The organism is bacterium (assembly GCA_035308905.1).
Taxonomy (GTDB): domain Bacteria; phylum Sysuimicrobiota; class Sysuimicrobiia; order Sysuimicrobiales; family Segetimicrobiaceae; genus DASSJF01.
In genome coordinates this window covers 90919-114353 of the sequence record DATGFS010000009.1, presented here as the reverse complement: position 1 = coordinate 114353, position 23435 = coordinate 90919, and the positions used below count along the sequence as shown (strand labels likewise).

At 70.8% G+C, this 23435-nt stretch carries 23 protein-coding genes; 10 read left to right on the top strand and 13 right to left on the bottom strand.

Translation table 11 applies throughout. The features are described from left to right. The first annotated feature begins 1 nt into the window (after window position 1). From VKT83_03130 to VKT83_03105, 6 genes are read left to right on the top strand one after another with little or no spacing between them, the layout of a single operon-like run. The gene (locus VKT83_03130; GenBank protein HLY21441.1) at window positions 2-1165 is read left to right on the top strand and encodes a DegT/DnrJ/EryC1/StrS family aminotransferase; all 1164 of its coding nucleotides are present in this window, start codon (window positions 2-4) and stop codon (window positions 1163-1165) included. Beyond that, complete coding sequence (locus VKT83_03125) at window positions 1162-2181, top strand: GDP-mannose 4,6-dehydratase (protein ID HLY21440.1); 1020 nt, start codon at window positions 1162-1164, stop codon at window positions 2179-2181. Before VKT83_03130 ends, VKT83_03125 begins: the two co-directional genes overlap by 4 nt. Then, entirely contained in the window at window positions 2178-2762 is a 585-nt protein-coding gene (locus VKT83_03120) for an NUDIX hydrolase (GenBank protein HLY21439.1), read from the top strand. Before VKT83_03125 ends, VKT83_03120 begins: the two co-directional genes overlap by 4 nt. 42 nt (window positions 2763-2804) lie before the next feature. Further along, window positions 2805-4601, top strand: a complete 1797-nt coding sequence (locus tag VKT83_03115) for an ABC transporter ATP-binding protein (GenBank protein ID HLY21438.1) — start codon at window positions 2805-2807, stop codon at window positions 4599-4601. Then, entirely contained in the window at window positions 4598-5533 is a 936-nt protein-coding gene (locus tag VKT83_03110) for a glycosyltransferase family A protein (GenBank protein HLY21437.1), read from the top strand. Before VKT83_03115 ends, VKT83_03110 begins: the two co-directional genes overlap by 4 nt. Further along, window positions 5523-6551: a glycosyltransferase gene (locus tag VKT83_03105; protein ID HLY21436.1), complete on the top strand. Its 1029-nt coding sequence runs from the start codon at window positions 5523-5525 to the stop codon at window positions 6549-6551. The genes VKT83_03110 and VKT83_03105 overlap by 11 nt, the downstream gene beginning before the upstream one ends. A gap of 19 nt (window positions 6552-6570) precedes the next feature. On the opposite strand, the gene VKT83_03100 is transcribed toward VKT83_03105, so the two are convergent. The 3 genes from VKT83_03100 to VKT83_03090 are packed head-to-tail and all read right to left on the bottom strand — an operon-like array spanning window position 6571 to window position 10525. After that, on the bottom strand, window positions 6571-8166 hold the full coding sequence (locus tag VKT83_03100) for a glycosyltransferase family 39 protein (GenBank protein HLY21435.1): 1596 nt from the start codon (window positions 8164-8166) through the stop codon (window positions 6571-6573). 14 nt (window positions 8167-8180) lie between these two features. Continuing rightward, window positions 8181-9317, bottom strand: coding sequence for a lipid-A-disaccharide synthase-related protein (locus VKT83_03095; protein ID HLY21434.1), 1137 nt, complete (start codon window positions 9315-9317; stop codon window positions 8181-8183). Continuing rightward, complete coding sequence (locus tag VKT83_03090; GenBank protein HLY21433.1) at window positions 9314-10525, bottom strand: hypothetical protein; 1212 nt, start codon at window positions 10523-10525, stop codon at window positions 9314-9316. The genes VKT83_03095 and VKT83_03090 overlap by 4 nt, the downstream gene beginning before the upstream one ends. Before the next feature lie 65 nt (window positions 10526-10590). Between VKT83_03090 and VKT83_03085 the strand changes: the two genes are divergently transcribed. Then, window positions 10591-11571: a GHMP kinase gene (locus tag VKT83_03085; GenBank protein HLY21432.1), complete on the top strand. Its 981-nt coding sequence runs from the start codon at window positions 10591-10593 to the stop codon at window positions 11569-11571. Between the two features lie 52 nt (window positions 11572-11623). Beyond that, window positions 11624-12295 (top strand): SIS domain-containing protein, encoded by a 672-nt coding sequence (locus tag VKT83_03080; GenBank protein ID HLY21431.1) that lies wholly within the window; start codon window positions 11624-11626, stop codon window positions 12293-12295. Here VKT83_03080 and VKT83_03075 read toward each other — a convergent pair. Both VKT83_03075 and VKT83_03070 read right to left on the bottom strand, forming a co-directional pair. Further along, window positions 12292-13191 (bottom strand): hypothetical protein, encoded by a 900-nt coding sequence (locus VKT83_03075; GenBank protein HLY21430.1) that lies wholly within the window; start codon window positions 13189-13191, stop codon window positions 12292-12294. The two genes, VKT83_03080 and VKT83_03075, sit on opposite strands and share 4 nt — an antisense overlap. A 54-nt stretch (window positions 13192-13245) precedes the next feature. Further along, on the bottom strand, window positions 13246-14127 hold the full coding sequence (locus VKT83_03070) for a M48 family metalloprotease (protein ID HLY21429.1): 882 nt from the start codon (window positions 14125-14127) through the stop codon (window positions 13246-13248). 128 nt (window positions 14128-14255) lie between these two features. Between VKT83_03070 and VKT83_03065 the strand changes: the two genes are divergently transcribed. Beyond that, window positions 14256-14951 carry a molybdenum cofactor biosynthesis protein MoaE gene (locus VKT83_03065; protein HLY21428.1) on the top strand — a complete coding sequence of 232 codons (696 nt, stop codon included), beginning with the start codon at window positions 14256-14258 and terminating at the stop codon, window positions 14949-14951. Between the two features lie 3 nt (window positions 14952-14954). Here VKT83_03065 and VKT83_03060 read toward each other — a convergent pair whose 3' ends face one another. Continuing rightward, window positions 14955-15983, bottom strand: a complete 1029-nt coding sequence (locus VKT83_03060; GenBank protein ID HLY21427.1) for a zinc-binding dehydrogenase — start codon at window positions 15981-15983, stop codon at window positions 14955-14957. 77 nt (window positions 15984-16060) lie between these two features. Between VKT83_03060 and VKT83_03055 the strand changes: the two genes are divergently transcribed. Beyond that, the gene (locus VKT83_03055) at window positions 16061-16747 is read left to right on the top strand and encodes a hypothetical protein (protein ID HLY21426.1); all 687 of its coding nucleotides are present in this window, start codon (window positions 16061-16063) and stop codon (window positions 16745-16747) included. Here the strand turns inward: VKT83_03055 and VKT83_03050 are convergent. The 7 genes from VKT83_03050 to VKT83_03020 all read right to left on the bottom strand — a co-directional run bounded on the left by VKT83_03050 (window position 16725) and on the right by VKT83_03020 (window position 23331). Next, complete coding sequence (locus VKT83_03050; protein HLY21425.1) at window positions 16725-17123, bottom strand: hypothetical protein; 399 nt, start codon at window positions 17121-17123, stop codon at window positions 16725-16727. The two genes, VKT83_03055 and VKT83_03050, sit on opposite strands and share 23 nt — an antisense overlap. A gap of 37 nt (window positions 17124-17160) precedes the next feature. Further along, complete coding sequence (locus VKT83_03045) at window positions 17161-18048, bottom strand: LptA/OstA family protein (GenBank protein HLY21424.1); 888 nt, start codon at window positions 18046-18048, stop codon at window positions 17161-17163. Further along, window positions 18045-18644 carry a Fur family transcriptional regulator gene (locus VKT83_03040; protein HLY21423.1) on the bottom strand — a complete coding sequence of 200 codons (600 nt, stop codon included), beginning with the start codon at window positions 18642-18644 and terminating at the stop codon, window positions 18045-18047. The genes VKT83_03045 and VKT83_03040 overlap by 4 nt, the downstream gene beginning before the upstream one ends. Window positions 18645-18657: 13 nt before the next feature. Next, on the bottom strand, window positions 18658-19527 hold the full coding sequence (locus VKT83_03035) for a 2-oxoacid:ferredoxin oxidoreductase subunit beta (protein HLY21422.1): 870 nt from the start codon (window positions 19525-19527) through the stop codon (window positions 18658-18660). Beyond that, entirely contained in the window at window positions 19520-21286 is a 1767-nt protein-coding gene (locus VKT83_03030) for a 2-oxoacid:acceptor oxidoreductase subunit alpha (GenBank protein ID HLY21421.1), read from the bottom strand. Before VKT83_03030 ends, VKT83_03035 begins: the two co-directional genes overlap by 8 nt. A gap of 120 nt (window positions 21287-21406) precedes the next feature. Continuing rightward, window positions 21407-22258 carry a DUF169 domain-containing protein gene (locus VKT83_03025; GenBank protein HLY21420.1) on the bottom strand — a complete coding sequence of 284 codons (852 nt, stop codon included), beginning with the start codon at window positions 22256-22258 and terminating at the stop codon, window positions 21407-21409. Next, complete coding sequence (locus VKT83_03020; GenBank protein HLY21419.1) at window positions 22255-23331, bottom strand: Mrp/NBP35 family ATP-binding protein; 1077 nt, start codon at window positions 23329-23331, stop codon at window positions 22255-22257. Before VKT83_03020 ends, VKT83_03025 begins: the two co-directional genes overlap by 4 nt. Window positions 23332-23435: the final 104 nt, after the last annotated feature.

Genomic DNA, 23435 nt, shown 5'->3' with positions numbered 1-23435 from the left:
GGTGATCCGGTACCACCTGGCCGAGGACACGATCGACCGCGCCGACATCGCGCGGCTGGTGCGGTGGCTCCGGACGATGCCGCACCTCACGCAGGGGCCGCGCGTCTCCGAGTTCGAGCAGAAGTGGAGCCGGCGGTTCGGCAGCCGGTACTCGGTATTCTGCAACTCCGGATCCTCGGCGAATCTGCTGATGTTCTACGTGCTGCTGATGTCCGGACGGCTCAAGAACCGCAAAGTCGTGCTCCCGTCGGTCGGCTGGGCGACGTCGGTGGCGCCGGCCCTGCAGTTCGGGTTTCAACCCCTGCTCTGCGAGGCCGATCCGGAGACCTTCGGACTCGACCTCGATCACCTCGAGCGGCTGCTCAAGCGGCACCGCCCCGGCGCGGTGATGCTCGTCCACGTGCTCGGCGTGCCGCACAAGATGCGCGAGATGCGCGCGCTGCGCGAACGGTACGGCTTTTTCCTGATCGAAGACGCCTGCGCCGCGATCGGCGCGGAGTACCGCGGACGGGCGGTCGGCACGTTCGGCGACATGGGCAGCTTCTCGTTCTACTTCGGCCACCAGATGTCGACCATCGAAGGCGGCATGGTGAGCACCGATGACGGCGGGTTCAACGACCTGCTGCGCCTCAGCCGCGCGCACGGGTGGAGCAAGGACCTCACCGGGCGGCGGCACCTGGCGCTCGTCCGCCGCCACCGGATCGACGACTTTCACCGGCCCTTCGTCTTCTACCAGCCGGGGTTCAACCTGCGCTCGACCGACCTCAACGCCTACATCGGGCTCGGACAGCTGCGCAAGCTCGAATGGATCATCCGCGGGCGCGAGCGCAACCACCGCATCTACGGCCGCCGGCTCGGCCCCCGCTTCTACGTCCAACGGCCGGTCCCGGGGTCGCGCGTCTGCAGCATCTCCTTCGGCCTGCTCGCGGACGACGTCGATCACCGGCGGCGGATCGTGCGCGCCCTCGACCGGGCCGGCATCGAGACGCGTATCTTTTCCGCGGGCAACCTCGGCCTGCATCCGTTCTGGGTGAAGCGCTACGGCCGGGCGAGCTTTCCGATGGCCGACCGCATTCACCACACGGGGTTCTTCCTCCCCAACCACCCCTCGCTCTCCGCGCGCGACGTCGAGTTCATCGCGGGCGTCGTGATGGAGGCCGCGTGACGCCGGCCATCCGCCGCGCCCTCATTACCGGCGTGACCGGCTCGGGGGGCAGCTACCTCGCCGAGTACATTCTGAACAGCCGGCCGGAGGTCGAGGTCCACGGCATCGCCCGCCGGCACAGCGCGGACCGGTACCGCGACCTGTTCGCCGGACGCGTGACCGTCCACGAATGCGACCTCGTGGACTTCGCCGCCGTGCTGTCGGTGCTCGAGCGGGCGAAGCCGGACGGCATCTTCCATCTCGCGGCACTCGCCAACGTGCGCGCGTCGTTCGACACCCCGGGCATCGTGCTGCAGAACAACATCGCCGGCACGAGCAACCTGTTCGAGGCGGTCCGGCGGCTGGGCCTCGACCCGCTGATCCAGCTCTGCAGCACGTCGGAAGTGTACGGCCAGGTCGACCCCAAGGACGTCCCGATCCGCGAAGACGCGCCGATGCGGCCGGTCAGCCCGTACGCCGTCTCCAAGGCTGCGCAGGATCTCCTGGGCTGGAGCTATTTCGCCGCCTACGGGATGCGCATCGTCCGCACCCGGATGTTCACCTATCTCAATCCGAGGCGGGCCGACCTGTTCGCCACGTCGTTTGCCCGCCAGGTCGCCTGGATCGAAGCCGGACTGCAGGACGAGCTCACCCACGGGAACCTCGACTCCGTCCGCACGTTCATCGACATCCGCGACGCGATGCGCGCCTACTGGGTGGCCCTGCTGCGGTGCCGGCCCGGCGAAGCCTACAACATCGGCGGCACGACCACGTTGACCGTCGGCGAGTGCCTCGACCGGCTGATCGCGTTGAGCCGCGTCCCCATCCGGACACGGCTGGATCCGGCGCTGCTGCGGCCCAAGGACGTCACGCTGCAGATTCCGTGCGTAGACAAGTTCCGCGCGGAAACGGGCTGGGCGCCCGAGATCGGCTTTGACGAGAGTCTCGCGAACCTGCTGGAACACTGGCGGCGGGAAGCGCGGCTCGTCCGCGGCCGCGGGGCGCCGCGGGTGCCCGAAGCTGAGCCCCGCCCGTGAAGCCGGGGGCGCGAAAGGGCGGCCGCCCGCTCGAGCCGTGGACGGTCCTCGGAACGACGCAGGTCTATTCCGCGCCGCCCTGGATCACGGTCTCGGTCGACCGCGTTCGGCTCCCCGACGGCCGGGTGATCGACGACTACCGGCAGGTGACGCTGCCGGAGTTCGTGGTCGTCTTCGCGCAAACGCCCGATGGGCGCGTGATCGTGGAGCGGCAGTACCGGCACGGCGCCCGCGCCGTGACGCTGACGCTGCCGGCCGGTATGCGGGAGCCGGGCGAGGATCCGCTCGCCTGCGCCCGGCGCGAGCTCCTCGAAGAAACGGGGTACGTGTCGGACGACTGGCGGCCGCTCGGCGCGTTCGTCCCCAACGGCACCTACGGATGCGGCACCGCCAATTTCTTCGCGGCGCGCGGCGTCCGGCGTGTCGCGGAGCGCGCGACGGACGACCTCGAGGACACCGAGATGCTGCTCTTGACCGTCGAGGAGCTGGCCGCGGCCGTCCGCGACGGCCGCGCCTCGATCCTGAGCACGGTCGCGGCCTTCGCGCTGGCCACGCATCCGCTGCTCACGCCGAAACCGTAGCGCGTCCTGGCCCGCACCGGCGGCCCCATGTATAATGGCCCCATGGCGGATTTGCGGCGGCTCGCCGCGTTTCTGCGCCCGTACACGGTCCAGCTGATCGGCGGCGTCGGCGCGGCGGTCCTGGTGGCCGTCGCCTGGCTGTACGTGCCGCGGTACCTCGGCCAACAGGCCGACCGGATCATCCAGACCGGCAGCCTCGGCATCCTCAACCGCGCCGCGCTGGTCGTCCTGGGCATCTACATCTTCCGCAGCATCTGCCTCTACGTGCAGCTATCGCTGCTGGCGTTCGTGGGCCACCGCCTCGTCGCCGACCTGCGGGCGCGCATCTTCCACCGCGTGCAGGGGTGGTCGCTCGCGCGCTTCGCGGCGTGGCACAGCGGGGAAGTCATCTCGCGGACCATCCAGGACACACAGTTGATCGAGCAGCGCCTCCTGGGCGGCATCGTCGACGTCATCACGACCGGGCTGACCCTCGCCGGGATCATCGTGATGGTCTTCCTGATCAACTGGCGCCTGGCGGTGCTGACGTTCTTCACCCTGCCGGCGTTCGTGCTGGCGGCGCGGTTGTTCGGCGGGGAAGTGCACAAGATCTCCACGCGCGCGCAGCGGCAGGTCGCCTCCCTCACCGCGCTGATCAAAGAGTCGGTGATCGGCGCGCGCGTCATCCGCGCGTTCGTGCAGGAGTCGCGCGAGGAGCAGCGGTTCGGGCGCGAGAACGAGCGCACGTTCCAGGCCAACTACGGCATCCGCCGCCTCATCGCCGTGGAGGTCTCGCTGGTCAGCCTGCTGACCGCGCTCGCGCTGGTGCTGGTGCTGTGGGGCGGCGCGCAGTACGTCGCGCGCCACGAAATGACCCCGGGCTCGCTGCTCGCGTTCCTCGGGTACCTTGCCCTCGCGATGGATCCCGCGATGAGCCTGACGCGGCTCTACTCCGAGGCGCGGCAGGCGATGGCGGGGCTCGAGCGCGTCTATGAGCTGCTCGACGTGCCGGAGACGGTTCGCAACGCGCCGGGCGCGATCCCGATGCCGCGCCTCCGGGGGCGCGTCCGATTTTCGCACGTCTCCCTCGCCTACGAGCCGGACCGCCTCGCGCTGCGCGATATCACGTTCGAGGTGCAGCCCGGCGAGCACGTCGCGATCGTCGGACCAAGCGGCGCCGGCAAGACCAGCCTCGTGAACCTCATCCCGCGCTTCTACGATCCGACCGGGGGGACGGTGGAGATCGACGGCTACGATCTCCGGCGCGTCACGATCGCCTCGCTGCGGGCGCAGATCGGCTTGGTCCCGCAGGAGACGATCCTCTTCGCGGGCACCATCGCGGAGAACATCGCCTACGGCCGGCCCCGGGCCTCGCGCGCGGAGATCGAGCAGGCGGCCCGAGTCGCGAACGCGCACGGCTTCATCGCGGCCCTGGCGCGGGGCTACGACACCGACCTGGGCGAGGACGGCATGCAGCTGTCGGGCGGGCAGCGGCAGCGGCTCGCGTTCGCCCGGGCGGTGCTGAACGACCCGGCGATCTACATCCTCGACGAGGCCACCTCCGCGCTCGACGCCGAGTCGGAGGAGGCGATCCAGGACGCGATGGCGCGGCTCACCGAGCGGCGTACGACGTTCATCGTGGCGCACCGGCTCTCGACCGTGCGCAGCGCGGACCGGATCGTCGTCATGCTGGACGGACAGATCGCCGAGACGGGCCGGCACGACGAGCTCGCGTCGCGCGAGGGTCCGTACAGCCGGCTCGTCCGCAGCCAGCTGCTCGAGGAGGCCGCCGTTCCGGTGACGGTGCCTGCCGGACGGCCCGCGGGACCGGCCGCCGTGAAATCACCGCCGGCGTCGTGAGCCTCACCGCGAGCGTCATCACCCCGACGCGCAATCGGGCCGCGATGCTGGCCCGGTGCCTGCAGTACCTCTCGGACCAGTCGCTGGCGCCGGACCGGTACGAGATCCTGGTGGTGGACGACGCCTCCACCGACGAGACGCGGACCGTGGTCGAGGCCGCGGTGCGGAGCTCGCGCTGCGCGGTGCGGCCGTTTTGGCTGCGGGAGCGGCGGGGCGTGCCGGGCGCGCGGAACCACGCGATCCGCGAGGCGCGCGGGGACGTCATCGTCTTCGTGGACAGCGACAACTTCGCGGCGCCGTCGTTTTTAGCCGCGCACGTGGCGATTCACGAGGCGCACCCGAACGCCGTCGGCCGCGGCCCGGTCATCCTCACGCGGTCGTACGAGCAGCCGTTTGCCGTCCGCGGCGGTCTGCTCGACCTCTCGACGGCGTATTTCGATACCGACAACGCCTCGGTGCGGCGCCGCCACCTCGACCAGGTCGGCCTCTTCGACGAGGTGTTCTACCCCTACGGCTGGGAGGGCCTCGACCTGGGCTTCCGCCTGCGCGCGCTCGGCCTCCGCCGCGTCTACCGCCGGGACGCCGCTCTGTACCACTATCACGAAGAGGTCTCGCCGGGGAGCCTCGAGGGGCTGCTCGCCAAGGAGGCGGAGCGGGCCCGCACCGCGTGGCTCTTCTACGAAAAGCACCCGACGCTCGAGGCGCGCTTCGCCCTGCAGTTCACGCCGTTCCACCACGCGCTCAACACGGTGCAGCGGGTGTTCGGCGTAGTGGGCCCCGCCAACGTCGAAGCCTGCGTCCGCTGGGCCGACCGGGCCGGCGTGCCGGGCCTCGGGCGAATCCTCCTCTCCGGCGTGCTCAACGCGCACTATCTCGCCCATCTCTATGCGAACGGCCAGATGCGGCCGGGAAGCCGGGCCCATGGAGATTAGCGTCATCATCCCCACGTACAACAACCGCGAGGTGCTGCGGGAGACGATCCGGGCGCTGCGGGACCAGACCCTGGCGTCCGAATTGTACGAGATCGTCGTGGTGGACGACGGCAGCACGGACGGCACCGCGGAGATGCTGGCCGAGGCGCAGCGGCAGCCGGGCGCGGCGGTCCGCTGCGTCACCGAGGCCAACCGCGGCCGCTCCGCGGCCCGGAACCTCGGCGTGCGCAGCGCGGAAGGCCGCATCGTCGTCTTCCTGGATTCCGACCTCTGGGCCACGCCGACGCTGCTGGCCGAGCACCACCGGCACTATCCGGCCGGCGCCGCGGGCCGGGGCGTCCAGGGCCGCACGATCACCCATCCGGAGTCGCGCGTCACGCCGTTCATGAAGGTCAAGGAGATGACACCCGACCTCACGATCCGCCGGCGCCGCGACCTCTCCCCGTTTCACGTGACGACGCGCAACTGCTCGATGCTCCGGCAGGACGTGCTGGAGGCCGGCGGCTTCGACGAGACGTTCAGCGGCTACGGCTGGGAGGACATCGAGCTCGCGATCCGGATGCACGGGCGCGGGGTGCGGTTCGAGTACGAGCCGCTCGCGCTCGGATACCACCATCACGTCGAAGATCTGATGGGCGTGCGGGAGAAGCTGCGTCAGGCCGGCGTCGGCGCCGTCTACTTCTGGCGCAAGTACCACCGCGCGCCGCGCATCGGGATCTTTCTCGAGATCGCGCCGTTCATGCTGCCGGTGAAGTGGCTGGTCTACCGCACGCCGCTGATCACGCCGCTGATCTGGTGGATCGTGCCCCGGGCAGAGGCGCGCGGGTGGCTGTTGATTCTGAATGAATGCTACAGTTTTCTGCTGTGGGAAGCGTTCTACGAGGGCGTGTTCCGGGCGCTCAGGTCGCCCGACGCGACGGCACGCGCGTCCGCGGCGCCGCAGCCGGTGCGTCCCGCCACGGGCCGCAGCGACGCCGTGTACCGCGAGCCGGCGGCGGGACGAAGCGAGGGCCGGTAATCATCACTGACATCATCACCTAGGGGCACTTGAGGTCCGCCGGCTTCACCAGCACGTCGACGCCATCGGGCGATGACAACATGGTCAGTCCTTTCGGCAGCGCCACGTGCGGCCGCTCGGACTTGGCGATGACGATGAACGCCCGGCCCGGCAGGCAGGCGTCGTTGGCCAGTTCCAGCGGCGTGTCGAGCCACTCCACGCGGTGCCCCGAGTAATAGATCAGCGACGAGTAGATATCGAGCCGGTAGCCCACGATTCGATCGCCGGGGCGCCACGCCTCGGCGATCGCGCGGGCCGCGACCGGCATCGGCTTCTGCGCCTCCACGAGCGGGACGACCCACGTGATCACGCCGAGCCAGGTGAGCGCCATCGCGGCGCAGAACGCGACGAACGCGGCCGCGCGGCGTCCCGCGACGAGAAGCGCGATCGCGACCGCGGCCCCGGCGGCGAGGGCGATGCCGGGCGGAATCAGGACCCGGCTGAACTCGTGGTACTGCCGGGGGTACAGGCCCGAAAGGTAGTGCCCGATGCCCCACTCGAGCGCCGCCACCAGCGCGGCCAGCAGCGCGGCGGAGGCGGTCAACCGCCATGCGCCCGCGTCCGGCCGCCGCTCGAGCAGACGGTCCCACATCGCCGCGACGCCGACCGCGGCCAGAGGATACACCGGCAGGACATAATTCGGCAATTTGGTCTGCGCGATCGAGTAGAAGACGATGACGATGCCGCACCACAGCACGACGAACAGGCTGCCGTCGTCGCGGAGCCGCCGGCCGTGCCAGACCGCCGCGGCGGGCCAAAAGGCGCTCCACGGAAACGCGCCGAGCACGAGGATCGGAACGTAGTAGTACCAGGGCCCGGCCTGATTCTCCACGACGCCGAAGAACCGCCCGACGCCGTAGTAGCCCAGCACCGTCCGGACAAACGCCGGACCGTGCAGCAGCGCCTCCGCGGCGTACCAGGACAGGCCGATCAGCGCGTACAGGACGAGCCCCGCGGCCCAGGGCACTTCCCGCCACCGAGACCACGCCCGCCGCACCGTGACGAACGCCGCCATCACGAGGCCCGGCAAGACGAGGCCGATCGGGCCCTTCGTCAGGGTCGCGACACCGGCAAAGATGAAAAACCACAGGTGGTCCGCCGCGCGCCCCCGCCGGTAGCCGAGCACCGCGCGGTAGGTGGCGAGGAGCATGAAGGCAAGCAGCACCGTATCGAAGACGGCGAGCCGCGACTGCACGAGGAAGTGAAAGGTGACCGCGAGGACGGCACCGGCCAGGATGCCGGTACGCGCGTTGAACAGCGCGCAGCCGAGCAGCATCGTCGCGTACACCGCGAGCACACTCCCGGCGCCCGACCAGAGGCGAACGGTAAACGTGCTGAACCCGGCGATCCGGCCCGTCGCCGCGACCAGCCACATGTAGAGCGGCGGGTGCACGTACCACGGACTGCCGTTCACGTGGAGCGTGATGGGGTCGCCGGTCTGGAGGATCTCGCGCGCGACCTGCGCGTACTTTGTCTCGTCTTGATCCCAGAGCGTGCCGGCGCCGAGGCGGTAAAAGGTCAGAATGACCGCGGCGGCCAGCACGGCCGCCGCCCACACGCGCTCGCGGTTCCGCATCCGGGCGCTGCGTCCTACGCCGCGAGCCGTTGGAGCAGATAGTGGGCGATCGCCGCGGCGCCGCCGGGCCCGCCCTGCCGCTCGCGCCCGACGCGTCCCCGCCGGTCGCGCTCGGCCGGGTCGCTCAGCAGGCGCACGATCGCCTCCGCGGCCTCTTCCGCCGAACGGGTCGCAACGAGCGCGTCACCGAGCAGCCGCTGCTGTTCCGCGAGGAACGCGGGCGTGAATTGGGGCCCGGTGCCCGGAAACGCCACGATCGGCTTCCCGAGGCCCGCCGCCTGCTCGTGCGCTGCGCCGGCCATGCCGAGGACCACGGTCCCTCGCGCCAGAGCATCGGCAAAATGGTCCGAGGCCACGGTGACGTCGAGCGCGCCGGCGCGGAAGTGCCGCGGGTCGCTCCAGGTCCCGCCGGCGGCTTCGATCGTGCGCCGCAGCCGCTCGCCCGCGAGGTTGGGCGGCCATGCGACGAGCACGTCCGGCGCCGGCGTCAGGCGCGCCGCCACGAGATCCATCGCCCGGAGGAGCAGGTTGAGGTTCTCGAACGCGGGCGGCTTGCTTCCGGGCAGCAGCGTCACAGCGGGACGCCCGTCCGGCAAGCCGAACGTCTCCCCCGTCAGCGCCAGCGTGTCCATCAGCGTGAAGCCGACGTACTGCGCGTCGATCCCCCGGCGCCGCAGCGCGTCCGCCGTGACCTCGTCGCGCGCGAAGACCCGGTCGGCAAATCGCCGGATGAGCGAACGCTCGAGCGGCGAATGCGGCGAGACGTACTCCGACTTCGGCAGCGCGAGGTACACGGTCGGGCCGCCCGCCGCGGCCGCCATCCCGAGGCAGTACACGTCGCCCGCCGCCAGCACGACTCCGGCCTTGCCCCGCTGCGCGCGCAGCGTCCGCCGCTGCCGGCGCCAAAACGCGAGCCAGCCCCCCCGCAAATCCGCCCACATGCTCTGCCATCCGGCGCGGATGCCGAAGCCGCCGCTCGGAAAGTCGCGCCGCGGATCGAGCAGATCGACACCCCGCGGGAACGAATGCCCCAGGCCGACCAGCGGATAGGCGGCGACCTCGACGCGCCCCGGCGGCAGCGCCCGGACGATCTGCGCCGCCTCGAGATCCTCGCCGTAGCCGTTGCTGACGATCAGGAGGCGCGGCGTCACGCCAGGACCGCGGGGCGTTCGGCGGGGCCGGTCAGCGCCGCGGCCATCACCTCGAGCATGCGGTCGGCGACCCCGGCCGGCGTGCGGTACACGTCCCGCAGGTCACGCGCGGTTGCGTCGAGTCCGGCCCGATCGTCGAGCATCGCGAGCACGCGGCGCGCCACCTCGGCCGGGTCGACCCGGCCGACCATCTCCGGCACGATCATCCGCCCCGCCTCCCGGTTGGGCCACGCCAGCGCGTGCGGCCGCCGGAGAAACCGCCACGCCATCACGCCCTTGATGGCGCCGCCGAGACCGGGAATCCGCGCCAGCCACTCGCTCAACCCTTCGGTGCGGATGCGCCCCGGGTGGTCGAGCGGCAGCACGACGACCATGGGCACGCCGAGCACCGCGAGCTGCACCGTGTTGGTACCCGGCAGCGTGATCGCAAGGTCCGTCCCGGCCGCGGCCCCGAGGTCGTCGCCGTCCACGACGGTGATGCCGAGACGCTCCACGTTGGTCCGCCCGCCGCGCAGCGCCGCGGCGAGCGCCCCGCGGGGGAGAAACGGCGACGCGACGAGCGCGAATTCCACGTCGCCCCGGCGCGCGCGCATCGCGTCCGCGGTCTCGAGCAAGAACGGCAGGAAGCCTCCGACAATCCACCGCCGGCTGCCCGGGAACAGCGCGACCCGCGCGCCGCCGCGCCGCGGCCGCGCGGCCGGCCGGGCCTGGGTCAGCGCGTCGACGCGCAGGTCTCCGACGGTCACGACCTGGCCGGCGGGCACCCCCGCGGACATCAGCCGGCCGGCCAGGTCCTGCGACGGCACGAAGATGCGCGCGAAGCGGTGTGCCCGCGAGCGGATCAGCGGCGTCTCGACGTAGGCGTACGCGGACACCCCCGCGCGGCGGGCCAGCGTGGACGAATACCACAGGTCGCCGCCCAGGTGCAGCACGCAGCCGCTGCCGGCGAGCGTGAGGCGGCGCAGGCCGGTCACCACGGCGAGGCAGTCGCGCGGCCCGAGCACGCGCGAAAAGAGGCCCTGACGGCGGGCGAAGGCGGCTTCCTGGCCGCTCGCAAACTGGCACGGGGGGAGCACGAGGGACAGCGTGAGCGTCTGCCCGCGGGCGGCGGCCCACGCCGCCGCGGCGCGCGCCATCGGGACCGCCCACGTCGAGACCTCACCGGGCCCGCTCGAGACGATGACCAGTTCCGCGGGACGGCGTATCACGCATGGATTATACGGCAGGCCGCGCGGGAGGAGCAAATCGTGCCGCTGCGCGAATGTGTTGCGCCGTGATCATTACGCGCACACCGCTTCGCATCAGCTTCGCCGGCGGCGGGTCGGACTTTCCGGCGGTCTACGAGCGCGGATCCGGGGCCGTCGTCGCGACCGCGATCGACAAGTACATGTACATCACCGTCAACCGGAAGTTCGACGACAAGATCCGCGCGAGCTACTCCACAACGGAGATGGTGGACCGCGTGGACGATCTCAAGCACGAGTTGATCCGCGAAGCGCTGCGGACGACCGGGATCAGCGGCGGGATCGAAATCACTTCGATCTCCGACATTCCGTCCCGCGGCACCGGGCTCGGCTCCTCCAGCACCTACACGGTCGGGCTGCTGCACGCGCTCCACGCTTTCGCGGGCCGCCACGTCGGCGCGAAGCGGCTCGCGGAGGAAGCCTGCGAGATCGAGCTCGGCCGCCTCGGCAAGCCGATCGGCAAGCAGGACCAGTACATCGCCGCGTACGGGGGACTGCAGTTCATCCGGTTCGAGCCGGACGGCGTCCTGGTCGAGCCGCTCTTGCCCGGCGGCGAGTTCCGGCGCGGGCTCGAGGCGCATCTGCTGCTCCTCTACACCGGGTTCACGCGGCGGGCCGACTCGATTCTCGCCGAACAGCAGCGCAACTTCGAGGACGGCGCCGCGGCGCTGAGCGACGCGGCGCGGCTGCGCGACCTGGCGCTCGACCTGCGCGCCGCGATCCTCGACCGCCGGCTCGACACGGTCGGCGAGATCCTCGACGCCGGGTGGAAGATCAAGCGCGGGCTCGCGAGCGGCATCTCGAGCCCGCAGATCGATGAGTGGTACGATCGGGCCCGCGCGGCGGGCGCCGTCGGCGGGAAGGTGGTGGGCGCCGGAGGCGGCGGCTTCCTGCTGTTGTTCGCCGCGCCGCGCGACCACGCGCGGATCGTCGAGCGCCTGCCGGAGCTGCGGCGGATCCCGATTCACCTCGAACCGTTCGGGAGCCGGATCATCTATGTCGAGGAGTAGCCGCACGCGCCCGGCCGCTCGACGCGCCGCCAAACGGCCGGTCTCCGCCGGCATGACCGTGGCGCCCGGCACGGCCCGCGCCGCGATGGACGACCACGTCTTCCGGCTCCGCGCGGCCCTCGCCGCGGTCGACACTTCGGACCTCGTGGCCGCGGCCGAGCGGCTCTGGCAGATCACGCGCGCCGGGGGGCTCCTCCTCATCGCCGGGAACGGCGGCAGCGCCGCGAACGCGTCCCACATGGCGGTCGATCTCGGCAAGGCGGCGCTGGGCCGCCCGCCCCGCGCCGGTGCCCCCCGGATTCGCGCCGTCGCCCTCGGCGACGCGTCCAGCGTGGTGACGGCCTGGGCCAACGACGGCGCCTACGAGACGGCGTTTGCGGAGCAGGTAACGACCCTCGCCCGGGAGGGAGACGCCGTCCTGCTGCTCTCGGTCAGCGGACATTCGCCGAACATCGTGGCGGCGGCGCGCGCCGCGCGCGTCGCGGGGGCCGGCGTGTTCGCGCTCCTCGGCGGGGACGGCGGCGCGGTGCGGGCGCTGGCGGACCACGCGATCGTGGTGCCGAGCGACGATTACCAGGTCGTCGAGGATGCGCACCTTGCGATCAATCACATGCTAACGACGTACATTCGCCTGGCGCTGGGGGTCGCGGCGCCGCGCGTCGGATCGGGAGGAACGGCCGGGCCGCGTCCGGCCGGGCCGCGCGCGGCCCGGCGCCGTCGTTAGCTCAGGTCGATCCAGAACGCCTGCGACCAGGCGGTCGCCGGGACCCCCGTCCGGGTCATCGAGCGCCCAATGCATTCCACCCGGACGAACTGTTCATCACCGGCCGGTTCATAGGCTGCCGACGGCCCCGACCGTTCGACGCGCACACCATCCGCACCGTCGATGAACCGGATCGTTGGAGCGTCGGTCTCGACGGTGATCGTCCCGTCTCGCACGCTGAACTCTGCGACCGGACCCGTGGACGCGTAGAACGCCAGCGACCGCAGCGCGTCGAGAAACGGACCGGCGGCGACGGCGGGCGTCTTCACCATAACCCAGCCCGTGTCGAGATCGCGCGGGCGGTGCAAATCGTCGGCCGCGACAGCCCCGACGGCCCCGGTCGCGCCGCGGCGCCGGAGCACCGCGGTCCAGCGCCGCAGGTCGCTCCGGGTTCCGCTGTGGTGGTTGCTGATCTCGACGAGGTGGTAACCGCGAAGCGCCAGCATCTCCGCGAGCGGCCATCGTCCGGTCCCGAAGTTGCCGGTCCACGACGGATGGTGGAGCGACACGACGCCGCCCGCGGCCACGGTCGCGTCGACGCAGGCCTGCGCGCCGCGCGCGTCGAGCGACCCCGGCGCACCAAGCCGGCCCATATGCGGGCCGAGCGGCCGGAACGGCCGGGGGACCGTGGTCTCGACGCCGGGGAGCGCCACGAACGCGCCGTCGTTGAGCTCGTCACAGGCGGTCACGCGATTGTGATCCGTGAAGACCACGAAGGCGTAGCCGGCGGCGCGGTAGCGCTCGACGACGGTTCGGGGGTCGTCGCGACCGTCCGAGCGCGTGGTGTGGCAGTGCAGCTGCGCTTTGCGATACGTGCCCGGCGCGGCGTACGGGTCGGCGATCCGGGCGCGGCTCACGCCGGGAACTTCGGGCCGCGCCGCGGGCGATCCCTTCGCGCGGATTCCGCCCGCTTAGTTGTGCTCCTGCGACGGGGCGAGGGCCGGCGTGCCCGCGGGCTGGGCCGGGGTCGATCCCGCCGGACCACCCGGCGAGGCGGGACGGCCGGCCGAGGCCGGCGCCACCGGACAGGTGATGTGGTAGCCCATCCCGGTCAACTCGGTGCAGACGGCGCCGATGCGCGCCGGCGTCTCCGGGTGGCTCTCGAAGGCCCGGGCGAGCCCCGGCTGGGTCTTTTCCTGGGTGCGCAGCCGGTCGAAGAACGCGATCGACTGCGTCGGGTCGTATCCCGCCTTCCGGGCGTAGATGACGCCGTAATGGTCCGCCTCGTACTCTTTGTCGCGCGAGAACTTCGCGTCGATCATGTTCCGGCCGATCTGGCTCAAGATCGAGGCGGACCAGCTGCCGCCGAACAACACCTGCGAGAGAATCACGGCGCCAAACTGGAGTTCCATGTCCTTCTGCGCCAGATCGACGGCGTGCCGGTGCGCGACGTGCGTGGTCTCGTGCCCGATCACGAAGGCCAGCTCGTCCTGGGATTTGACGAAGCCGAACAGCCCGCGCGTCGCGAAGATGTACCCGCCGGGCGCGGCGATCGCGTTCACGCTGCTGTCGCGCAGGATGTGGTACGTCCAGGGCAATTTGGGCCGCTCCGAGACCGCGGCCAGCTTGTGTCCGATCTCGGTGAGATTCTCGGTCAACCCCGGGTCGTCGACGAAGCCGGGCTTTTGGGCGAGCTGCCGCTCGACCTCACGCCCGATCTGGATCTCCTGCTGCTCGCTCACGCTGAAGAGCGCCGCGTTGGCGGCCGGGGCCCGCCCCGCCACCGGGAACGTCCCCGCGGTCGCGAATGCAACCGCGAGCGCGACGATCGCGATACGTCGAACGGTGAACACGCGCTGCCATCTCCTTGCGGGCGGGCGCGCCGCCGGCCGTTGTGAATTCCACGCGTTCCGTACTTTCCCGGACGCTCATCCCATCGTAACGCGCCGCGCGGCCGTATGGTTCCGCCTATGCTACAATCGTGGCCGTGAAGATCAAGGTCCGGCTCTTTGCTTCGTACCGGGAAGCGGTGGGCGCCTCGCAGGTCGAACTTCCGCTGCACGACGACGCCGACGGCGCCGCGCTGTGGACGGCGCTCGTCGCCCGGTACCCCGGTCTTCGGACCCTCCCGCCGCCGTCCGGGTTCGCGATCAACGACGAATACGTGACCGGCAATCGCCCGCTCCGCGGCGCCGCCGAAGTGGCGCTGATTCCGCCCGTGAGCGGCGGGGACGCCGGAGCCGTCACGGTCGAGTTGACCGGCGGGCCGATCTCGACGGACCGGGTCCTGCGCGCGGTCGCCGATCCGCGGGCCGGCGCGGTGGTCCTGTTCCTCGGCGTCGTCCGCGACAACGCCCGCGGCCGGCGCGTCGACCACCTGGTCTACGAAGCGTACGAAACGCTGGCCCGCCGCGAGATGGCGAAGATCGCCGCCACGGTCACGGAGCGCTGGCCGGTCACGCGGATCGCCATCGTGCACCGCACGGGGCGGCTCGGGGTCGGCGAGCCGAGCGTGGCGGTCGCCGTCTCCGCGCCGCATCGGGGCGACGCCTTCGACGCCGGCCGCTACACGATCGACACGTTGAAACAGACGGTGCCGATCTGGAAGAAGGAAGTGTGGGAGGGCGGCGCCGCGTGGATCGGCGCCGAGCATCCCGCCCCGGCGCCGAAGCGCTGACCGTTACGGCTCGAGCACCAGCTTTCCGAACTGCTCGCTCCGCTCCATCGCCTCGTGCGCGCGGCGCACGTCCTCGAGCGGCCGCACGTCGTGCACCACCGGACGCAGCCGCGCGGCCTCGACGAGCCGCATGATCTCGTGCATGGTGCCCTTGCCGCCCATGAACGTGCCCCGGATGAGAACGCGGCGCGCGAAGACGTACCGCAGATCCGTCTGCGCCGCGAAGCCGCTCGTCGCCCCGCAGGTGACGAGGCGGCCGCCGCGGGCGAGCGCCCGCAGGCTCGTCTCCCACGTCGCCTGGCCGACGTGCTCGAAGACGATGTCGGCCCCGCGGCGGCCGGTCAGGCGCCGGACCTCGTCGCCCACCTGCTGCGTGGCGTGGTTGATCGTCTCGTCGGCGCCGAGCGCGCGGGCCCGTTCGAGCTTCCAGTCCGCGCCCGCGACGGCGATCACCCGGGCGTCGAACTCTTTGGCGATTTGGATCGCGGCGCTCCCGACCCCGCTGCCGGCCCCCCAGACCAGCACCGTCTCCGAGGGCCGGACACGCGCGCCCACCACCAGCATGTCCCACGCGGTGAGAAAGACGAGCGGGACGGCCGCCGCCTCCGCAAATGACAGCCGCGCCGGCTTGGGCAGGATGTTCGCCTCGGGCACCGCGACGAGCTCGGCGTAGCCGCCGGGGATGTGCTCGCCCAGGATCGAGTAGCGCCGGCAGAGGTTGTCCTCGCCGGACAGGCACGCCTCGCAGTGGCCGCAGCCGACCCCGGGGTTCACGACCACCGCGTCGCCGGCCTTGCAGTCGGTGACGCCCGGCCCGACCGCCGCGATCTCTCCCGCCACGTCGCTGCCGAGGGTGTGCGGCAGGGGCAGCGTCATGCCGGGAATGCCGCGCCGGACGTGGATGTCGAGGTGGTTCATCGCGCAGGCGCGCACGCGGACGAGAACCTGACCCGGACCGGGAACCGGGTCGGGCGCTTCCTCGTAAGTCAGAACCTCGGGGCCCCCGTGCTGATGGAACCGGACGGCGCGCATCGCCGGTTGTACTTCTCGGCGCGGCGGGAGCCGCCCTGCGGTATACTAGAAGTGTTGACCGACAGGAGGACGCACCGATGACCTCGCGTTCGAATCCCCGCCGTGTACCGTCCGTCGTCTCCGTGGCCGTCGTGCTGGCGCTGCTCGCCGCTCTGTTGGGGGCGGGCGGCCGCGCGGCGCAGGCGCAGCAGGCCGGATCCAGCTGGCGCGGCCTCATCCCGGGGCTCAAGACGAAGATCGCGCAGCGTCCGGACCCGGAGACATCGTACCGGCTTGCCATGGTCTACGCGCACGAAGGCATGCTGATCGACGGGTGGCACGTGCTGAAGCAAATCGATCGCATGGTGGGCGGCGAATCCGGACGGCCGGCCTTGGAACGCCGGATTATCCAGCAGTCTTCGACCGACGTGCAGAAGAACCCTAAAGACCTACTGGCACGGTATTCCCTGGCCTTCGCCTCATGGGTCTCGGGCGATCACCAGACGGCATTTCGCGAGTTCCTCGAAGTGACCCGGCAGGAACCGGGCAACGCGATGAACCACGGTTACCTCGGGTACGTGTACTCGACGCACAACGACGCGAAGAATACCGTCGCGCAGTGGGAGGAGGCCGTCCGCCTCGACCCCAGCAACAGCGTCCTCCACTACATGCTGGGCTCGGCCTACTACCGCACGGGCCGCAGCCGGGACGCGGCGGTGCAGTTCAACCTGGCGTACCGGGACCGCACGCTCTACAATTACATCACGCGCGGCGAAGAGCCCTAGGGCGCGCCCGCGACCGCACCACCGCCCGGCCCGCCACGAGCACCAGACCTCCGAGAAGCGCCGTCACCGTCCACGGCAGCCCGAACGCGAGGACGAGCACGACGCCCGTCTCCGGCGGCAGCTGCGCGCCTTGCAGCACCCCGATGAGGCGGTCCGCGCCGATCCGGGCCCATACCGCCGCCGCCGCCGCCGGGAGACCCGCGCGGGCCGTGGGCGGGGCCGCCCACGCCGCCACGAGCCCGGCCAGGCCGGGCGAGATCACCGGAAGCCACAAGAGCACTGCCGAGAAGGGACCGGAAGAACGGCCGTTGAGGGACGAACCGCCGCCCGCACTCAGCGCGTCGATCGCCTCGAACACCGCGGCGCCGATCGCCACGGCGAGGAACCAGCGGCCGGCCGCGCGGGGGGCGCGACTAGGGGTTATCGCTTTCGAGATCCGTAAAGTGGGCGTGCGTCGCGCCCTCGGCGATGAGCCGCCGCGTGTTGTAGAAGATCGTCACCCGGTCGGCGTTTAGCGTACCCTGCCGGCGGGTGACCACCGTGTGCCCCGTGAAGACCGCGCTCGACTTCACAAAATCCACGTGGGCGATGCTGCTCGTGATCGTCGCGCCGTAGACCTCGGCGGTCACGGGCCCGTGCACCGTCGCCTGTTGCTTCTGCTGGAAGAATTCGATCCATTCGCCGAGAATGCGTCCCGCGCGGTTGGACGCCGCGACGTGCCCGCTGATGACGCCGTAATGCGCCCCCTGGTTGAAGACGGCCCGGTCGCCGTTCAGGATCAGGTCGGGCGCCATGAACGTGGTGACGTGCCGGTCGGCCACGAGGCGGCCCGCGGCGCGGTCGGCCAGGATGTGGTCGGCCTGCAGCGCATAATCCTTGGTTTCGGCGCTGGCGTTGCCGGCCATGACGATCCGGCTGACCTGATTGGCGGCGGTGAACGTCACGGTGATGTCGTCGCCGGCCGCTTTGCCCTGCGGATCGGCCAGCGTGACGTTGCCGCTGAGCTCGACCGTCCGCTCGGCGCGGCGGAGGTGGAGAAGATTCGCCGTGGCCACGCCGGCCTTGTAGGTCAGGCGGACGTGCCCGCGCGCGATGAGACCGGTGCCGGTGTTGTCGACCACCACTTCGTCGGCCGTGATGTTAAGGGGGCCCTGCAGAGCGGGAAACGGTGAGGCGGACGCCGGAGCCGGCACGGAAGCGGCTTCGGCGGGCCGGTGCGCCGGACTCCCCCACCCACCGAGGCTCAGCGCGAATGCCGCGGCCAGAATCGCGGCCCGGCCGGCGAACCGGACGCGCGTCACCCGCGGCCTGCCTGGCCGCCGGAAGGCAGCGCCTCGACCCCTGCGCCGCGGCAGGACGCGCAGTAGCCGTAGAATTCGACGCGATGGCTCACGACGCCGAACGCGGGATCGGTGAGCCCGGACTGCTCCCGCTCCAGGACCTCCGCCACCCGCCCCTGAGGCAGATCGACGACGGCGCCGCACCCAAGACACGTCCCGTGGTAATGGGGCCGCGGATTGGCGCAGAAGACGGCCCGGCCATCCCCGTACGTCAGCCGCCGCACGATCCCAAGCCGGCCCAGCAGTTCGAGCGTCCGGTACGTCGTCGCAAGGTTCACGGTGGGGCAGAGCGCGCGGGCGCGCCGGCAGACGTCTTCCGCCGGCACATTGATCCGCCCGGTACTGAGGAGGCTCTGGAGGATCGCCCGCCGCTGCGGGGTCGCGCGGTAGCCCTGACGCTCCAGGACGCGGAGGTGCGCGGCGACGCCGCCCGGCTGATGGCGCCGCATGCCGCGCGTTGGGCGGCCGGCTTGGATCACACGGGCGCCGGCCGCAGGCCGGCCGGCGCCCGGCACCGCCGCCGACCGCATCCCGACCTTGCCGGACGGGATCGCCACCCTCGGCCCTCCGCTAAAAGAACTCCCGGCGCAGCGCGTCGGCCTGGGCCGTCGTGAGCGGCGCCAGCGTGCGCTTCGCGACGGGACCGACCGCGAGCTCGGTGACCTGATCCTCGTACGTCGGCTGGTCCTGCACCTGATACAGGATGCCGATCGGAATCTTCTCGCCCCACTCGTGCGCCTTGTGCCACGCCGCCGTCCGATCGGTCACATCGTGGCCGGCCTCGTCGAGCTTGTAGATGCGTTCGCGGTAGAAGTCGTACGTGTTGATCTTGTTGTAGATGACGCACGGCTGCAGCACGTCCACCAGCGCGTAGCCCTTGTGGTGGATCGCCGCCATGATCAGCTTGGCGAGGTGCTTCGGATCGCCGGAGAACCCGCGCGCCACGAACGTCGCGCCGCCGTTGATCGCCGTCGACAGCGGGTTGAACGCGACCTCGATACTGCCCTCGGGCGTCGTGCTGGTCTGGAAGCCCCGCGGGCTCGTCGGCGCGTACTGGCCCTTCGTCAGCCCGTAGACCATGTTGTTCTCGGCGATGTGCACGATGTCGGGGTTGCGGCGCAGGATGTTCATGAAGTGGTTGCCGCCGATGCCGTACCCGTCCCCGTCGCCGGTGATGCAGATGACGTGCAGGTCGTGGTTGCCGAGCTTGGCGCCCATCGCGATCGGCAGCGAGCGGCCGTGGATCGTCGTGAACGCGTTGGCGTTCAGGTAGTCGGGCAGCTTGCTGCCGCACCCGATGCCTGAGAAGAACATCACCTCGTGCGGATGGATCTCCAGCTGCGCGAGCGCGCTCTTGACCGCGTTGAGGATCCCGTAGTCCCCGCAGCCGGGGCACCACGTGACTTTGATCGCGTTGTTGTAGAGCTTCTGATCAAGCATGGACCTTGGCCTCCTCGAGCTGCGCCAGAATGTACTCGGGGGACAGCGGCCGGCCGTCCCACCGTAAGATCATGCGGTCGGCCTTCCGCCCGGTCATCGCCCGGACGATCTGCGCGAACTGGCCGGTCTGGTTGCCCTCGACCGCGATCAGCTGCCGTGCGGCCTCGATCAGCGGCGCCGCCTTTGCCTCCGGGAACGGCCAGATGTCGACGAAGTGAAGCAGGTTGGCGCGGGTGCCGCGGGCGTTCAGCAGGTCCACCGCCTCGCGCACCGCGCCGTAGGTGGCGCCCCAGCCCATCAGCGTGATCTCGGCCCGCTCCGGGCCGTAGATCGACGGCGCCCGCAGATCCTCCACGATGTTGTGGACCTTGCGCATGCGCTTCCCCGCCATCCGCAGGCGGTTGGCCGCGTCCTCGTCCTCGAAGTGGCCGTACTCGTCGTGCTCGTCGCTGCACGTCTGCTGCAGCGCCTTCGGGTGCCCCGCGAACGCGCGGGGCGACACGCCGCTCGGCGTGTCCTTGTAGCGCAGGTACGGCTCGCCGAGTTTGTCCAGCTGCTCCGCGGTCAGCAGCTCGCCCCGGTCGATCGCCACGCGCTCGATCGGGAACTCCGACGGCGGCAGCGTGCGCATGGTGTTGGTCAGGTAGAACTCGGTCATCACGATCACGGGACACTGCCACTTCTCCGCCAGGTTGAACGCCCGCACCGTGGCGTCGAAGCACTCTTCCTGCGTGCCGGGCGCGAGGACGATCCGCGGAAACTCGCCCTGGCTCGCGAACAGCGCGAACAGCAGGTCTCCCTGCTCGGTCTTCGTCGGCATGCCGGTCGAGGGCCCGGGCCGCTGCGCCTCGATGATCACGACCGGCACCTCGGCCATCCCGGCGAGGCCGAGGGCCTCCGTCATCAGGGCGAAGCCGCCGCCACTCGTCGCGGTCATCGAACGCGCGCCGACGTTGCCGGCGCCGATGGCGAAGCAGATCGCCGCGATCTCGTCCTCGGTCTGCTTGACGACGATGTCGTACTTTCGGGCGTGCGACGCCATGAACTCGAGCACCGAGCTCGCCGGCGTCATCGGGTAGCCGGAGATGAACCGGCAGCCCGCGGCGATCGAGCCGACCGCGATCGCCTGATTGCCGTTGATCAGCATCCGGTCGGGACGGTCGGGGAGCGGGCTGATCTTCCAGTCGAAGGACTTGGCGTAGCGCTCGGCCGCGAGGCGGTAGCCTTCCCGCGCCACCTTCAGGTTGCCCTCGACGACGGCGTCGCCCTTTCGCTTGAAGTTCTTGGTGATCACGTCGCCGATGAAGTCGAACGGATACTCGACGATGCCGGCGAGCGCGCCCAGGCCGCACGTGTTGGCCATGATCTTGTTCCCGCCGAGTTCCTGCGCGATCTTGGTCAGCGGCATGCTGAACAGCTGCGCGCCGCGCCGGACCGCCGCGGCCGTGTCGACCTTGAGCCCCTCGTCGAAGACGAGCGCCCCGCCCGGCACGACGTGGCCGGCGTAATCGGTGATCGCCTCCGGGCTGAAGGCGAGCAGCATCTGGATGCCCTCGTGGTGGCTCCAGAGGGGGTGCTCCGAGACGCGGATCTGGAAGAAGTTCAGGCCGCCCCGAATGCGGGACATGTACTCGGGGTAGGTGTGCAGCCAGAGCCCGCCGTGGCTGAGGGCCTGCGCGAACCCGGCGCCTCCGGACTCGACGCCCTGGCCCGCCTCTCCCGCGAGTCGAATCGATAGATCGTTGACGAGCTTAGCCACGCTCGGTCACCCCCATTAAAGGTTGGGCGTCTCCCCTTGCGGGGACTAACCTGCGGGATGCGCAGGCGTCGCCGCCCCAGGATCCGTCCTCGTGGAACGGCCCGAAACGGCCAGCCCCTTTCACTTGCGCTTCTCTTCCCCTGTCTTGTCCACGTCCGGCCGCTCGGCGTCCTCCTGCCACATCGCGTCGAGCCGGCGGTACTTCTCCGGAAACTCGCCGGTATAGCGCAGGTACGCCGGAATCGGGTACCGGACGCCGCCGCGCTGCGTCCCCCGCAGACCGTCGACCAGCTCGGCCGCGCGCGCCCACGGAAACGCGAACGCCATCTCGTGGTCTTCCGTCTGGCCGTAGATCCGGTCGCCGTAGCACGGCAGGATCACCTGCGGCTCCCCGCTCTGCATCGTCTCGATCACCGCGTCGGCGCAGTCGAGACGCGCGGAGAAGCTGCTGCTGAGGCGCCCGCCGCGCTGGTACAGCGCGGCGGCGACGAGCCGCATTACCTGGGCCGAGTTGCCGTAGACGAGGCCGACGGCCGGCTCGAACGCGGCGCGGCCGAGCGGCGCGACGAGAATCCGCTCGTACTCCCCCAGCGCGAACTTGGGCACCTCGGCTTCCGTCCGCGCGGCAGCTTCAGGCGTCTCGACGTACATGCCGCACGCCAGGTTCCCCTCCGCGTAATACGGCAGCACGGGCTCGAAGCCGAACGCGGTCTTGGCGAGCGGACAGCTCAAGTCGTCGCGGCCGACCGCGAGCGCCCACCCGTAGCGGCGCGCGATCGAAAAGGTCTGGCAGATCGCCACCTTGATCCCAATCTCCGCGGGCCGGCGCACCTTGTCCGGCAGCGGCTCGCCCGCGCGCAGCATCCGGATGCCGAGTGGGAAGGTCTGCGGACGGACGTGCTGTTCGATCTCGGTGTTGATCTGGGCCGGCGTCAAGGCCGCGGTCGATTCCGGCTTCGGGACGGTGCTCATTCTTTGAGCAGCGCGTCGGCGATCTCGTAGAACACCTGCGCCGACGGCGCGTCGGGCGCCATCGCCGTCACCGGCCGGCCGCGGTCCCCCGCTTCCCGGATCGCCGGATCGAGCGGGATCTGGCCGAGCAGAGGCGCCTGCACCAGGCCGGCCAGCCGCTCGCCGCCGCCGCGGCCGAAGATGTACACGGGCTCCGCGCCCGGCGCCGGGAGGTAGTACGACATGTTCTCCACCACGCCGACCACCGGCGTGTTGACCTTCTCCGCCATCCGGCCGGCGCGATAAGCCACCCCCGTCGCCGTCTCCTGCGGCGTCGTCACGATGAGCATCTCCGCGCGCGGCAGGGTCTGCGCGATCGTGAGCGAGACGTCCCCGGTCCCGGGCGGGAGGTCGATCAGCAGATCCTCGACATCGCCCCAGTACACCTCGCTGAGGAACGTCGTGATCGCCTTGTGCAGCATGGGCCCGCGCCACATCACGGCTTCGTTCTCGTCGACCATGAAGCCGATCGACATGACGCGCACGCCCCAGCATTCGAGCGGGATGATCATCTGATCGATGATGGTCGGCTTGCCGGTGACGCCGAGCATCTTCGGAATGCTGAACCCGTAGACGTCGGCATCCACGATGCCGACTTTGCGTCCGCGCCGGGCCAGCGCGACGGCCAGGTTGGTGGTGACGGTGGACTTGCCCACCCCGCCTTTGCCGCTGGCGATCGTGAGAATGCGGGTGGTGGACGTCGGGGACAGGAGCGGCGACTGCTTCTGCGGACCGGGCCGGAGCTGGCCGACGAGGGCCTGCCGCTGCTCCTGGGTCATCACGCCGAGCTGCACATCCACGCTGTCCACGCCGGGCAGCGCCTTGACTTTGTCGCGGATCGAATTGGTGATGGTCTCGCGGAGCGGACAGCCGCTGATGGTCAGCAGCGCGTCGACCTTGACCGCGCCGCCGCGGATCTCGACGTCCTTCACCATGTTGAGCTCGACGATGCTCTTGTGCAGTTCGGGATCCATGACATCGCGCAGTGCGTCGACCACCTGCTCGCGCGTCACCGCGACGGATCGTGCCGCCATTCTGTAGCCTCCTCGAGTCCTCGCCGCCTGCGTTCTCGCCGGCCTCTAGCGCCCAGGCCGCACCGGGCGCGCCGCTCTTCGGCCGCGGGCGCTCTCGTTCGACA

What these genes read in the sequence shown, in the direction of transcription:
- VKT83_03055 (HLY21426.1), top strand. Translation starts at nt 16,061, where the DNA reads ATGACCTCGCGTTCGAATCCCCGCCGTGTACCGTCCGTCGTCTCCGTG.
- VKT83_03100 (HLY21435.1), bottom strand. Translation starts at nt 8,166, where the DNA reads ATGCGGAACCGCGAGCGCGTGTGGGCGGCGGCCGTGCTGGCCGCCGCG.
- VKT83_03115 (HLY21438.1), top strand. Translation starts at nt 2,805, where the DNA reads ATGGCGGATTTGCGGCGGCTCGCCGCGTTTCTGCGCCCGTACACGGTC.
- VKT83_03035 (HLY21422.1), bottom strand. Translation starts at nt 19,527, where the DNA reads ATGCTTGATCAGAAGCTCTACAACAACGCGATCAAAGTCACGTGGTGC.
- VKT83_03080 (HLY21431.1), top strand. Translation starts at nt 11,624, where the DNA reads ATGACCGTGGCGCCCGGCACGGCCCGCGCCGCGATGGACGACCACGTC.
- VKT83_03025 (HLY21420.1), bottom strand. Translation starts at nt 22,258, where the DNA reads ATGAGCACCGTCCCGAAGCCGGAATCGACCGCGGCCTTGACGCCGGCC.
- VKT83_03105 (HLY21436.1), top strand. Translation starts at nt 5,523, where the DNA reads ATGGAGATTAGCGTCATCATCCCCACGTACAACAACCGCGAGGTGCTG.
- VKT83_03020 (HLY21419.1), bottom strand. Translation starts at nt 23,331, where the DNA reads ATGGCGGCACGATCCGTCGCGGTGACGCGCGAGCAGGTGGTCGACGCA.
- VKT83_03060 (HLY21427.1), bottom strand. Translation starts at nt 15,983, where the DNA reads ATGCGCGCCGTCCGGTTCCATCAGCACGGGGGCCCCGAGGTTCTGACT.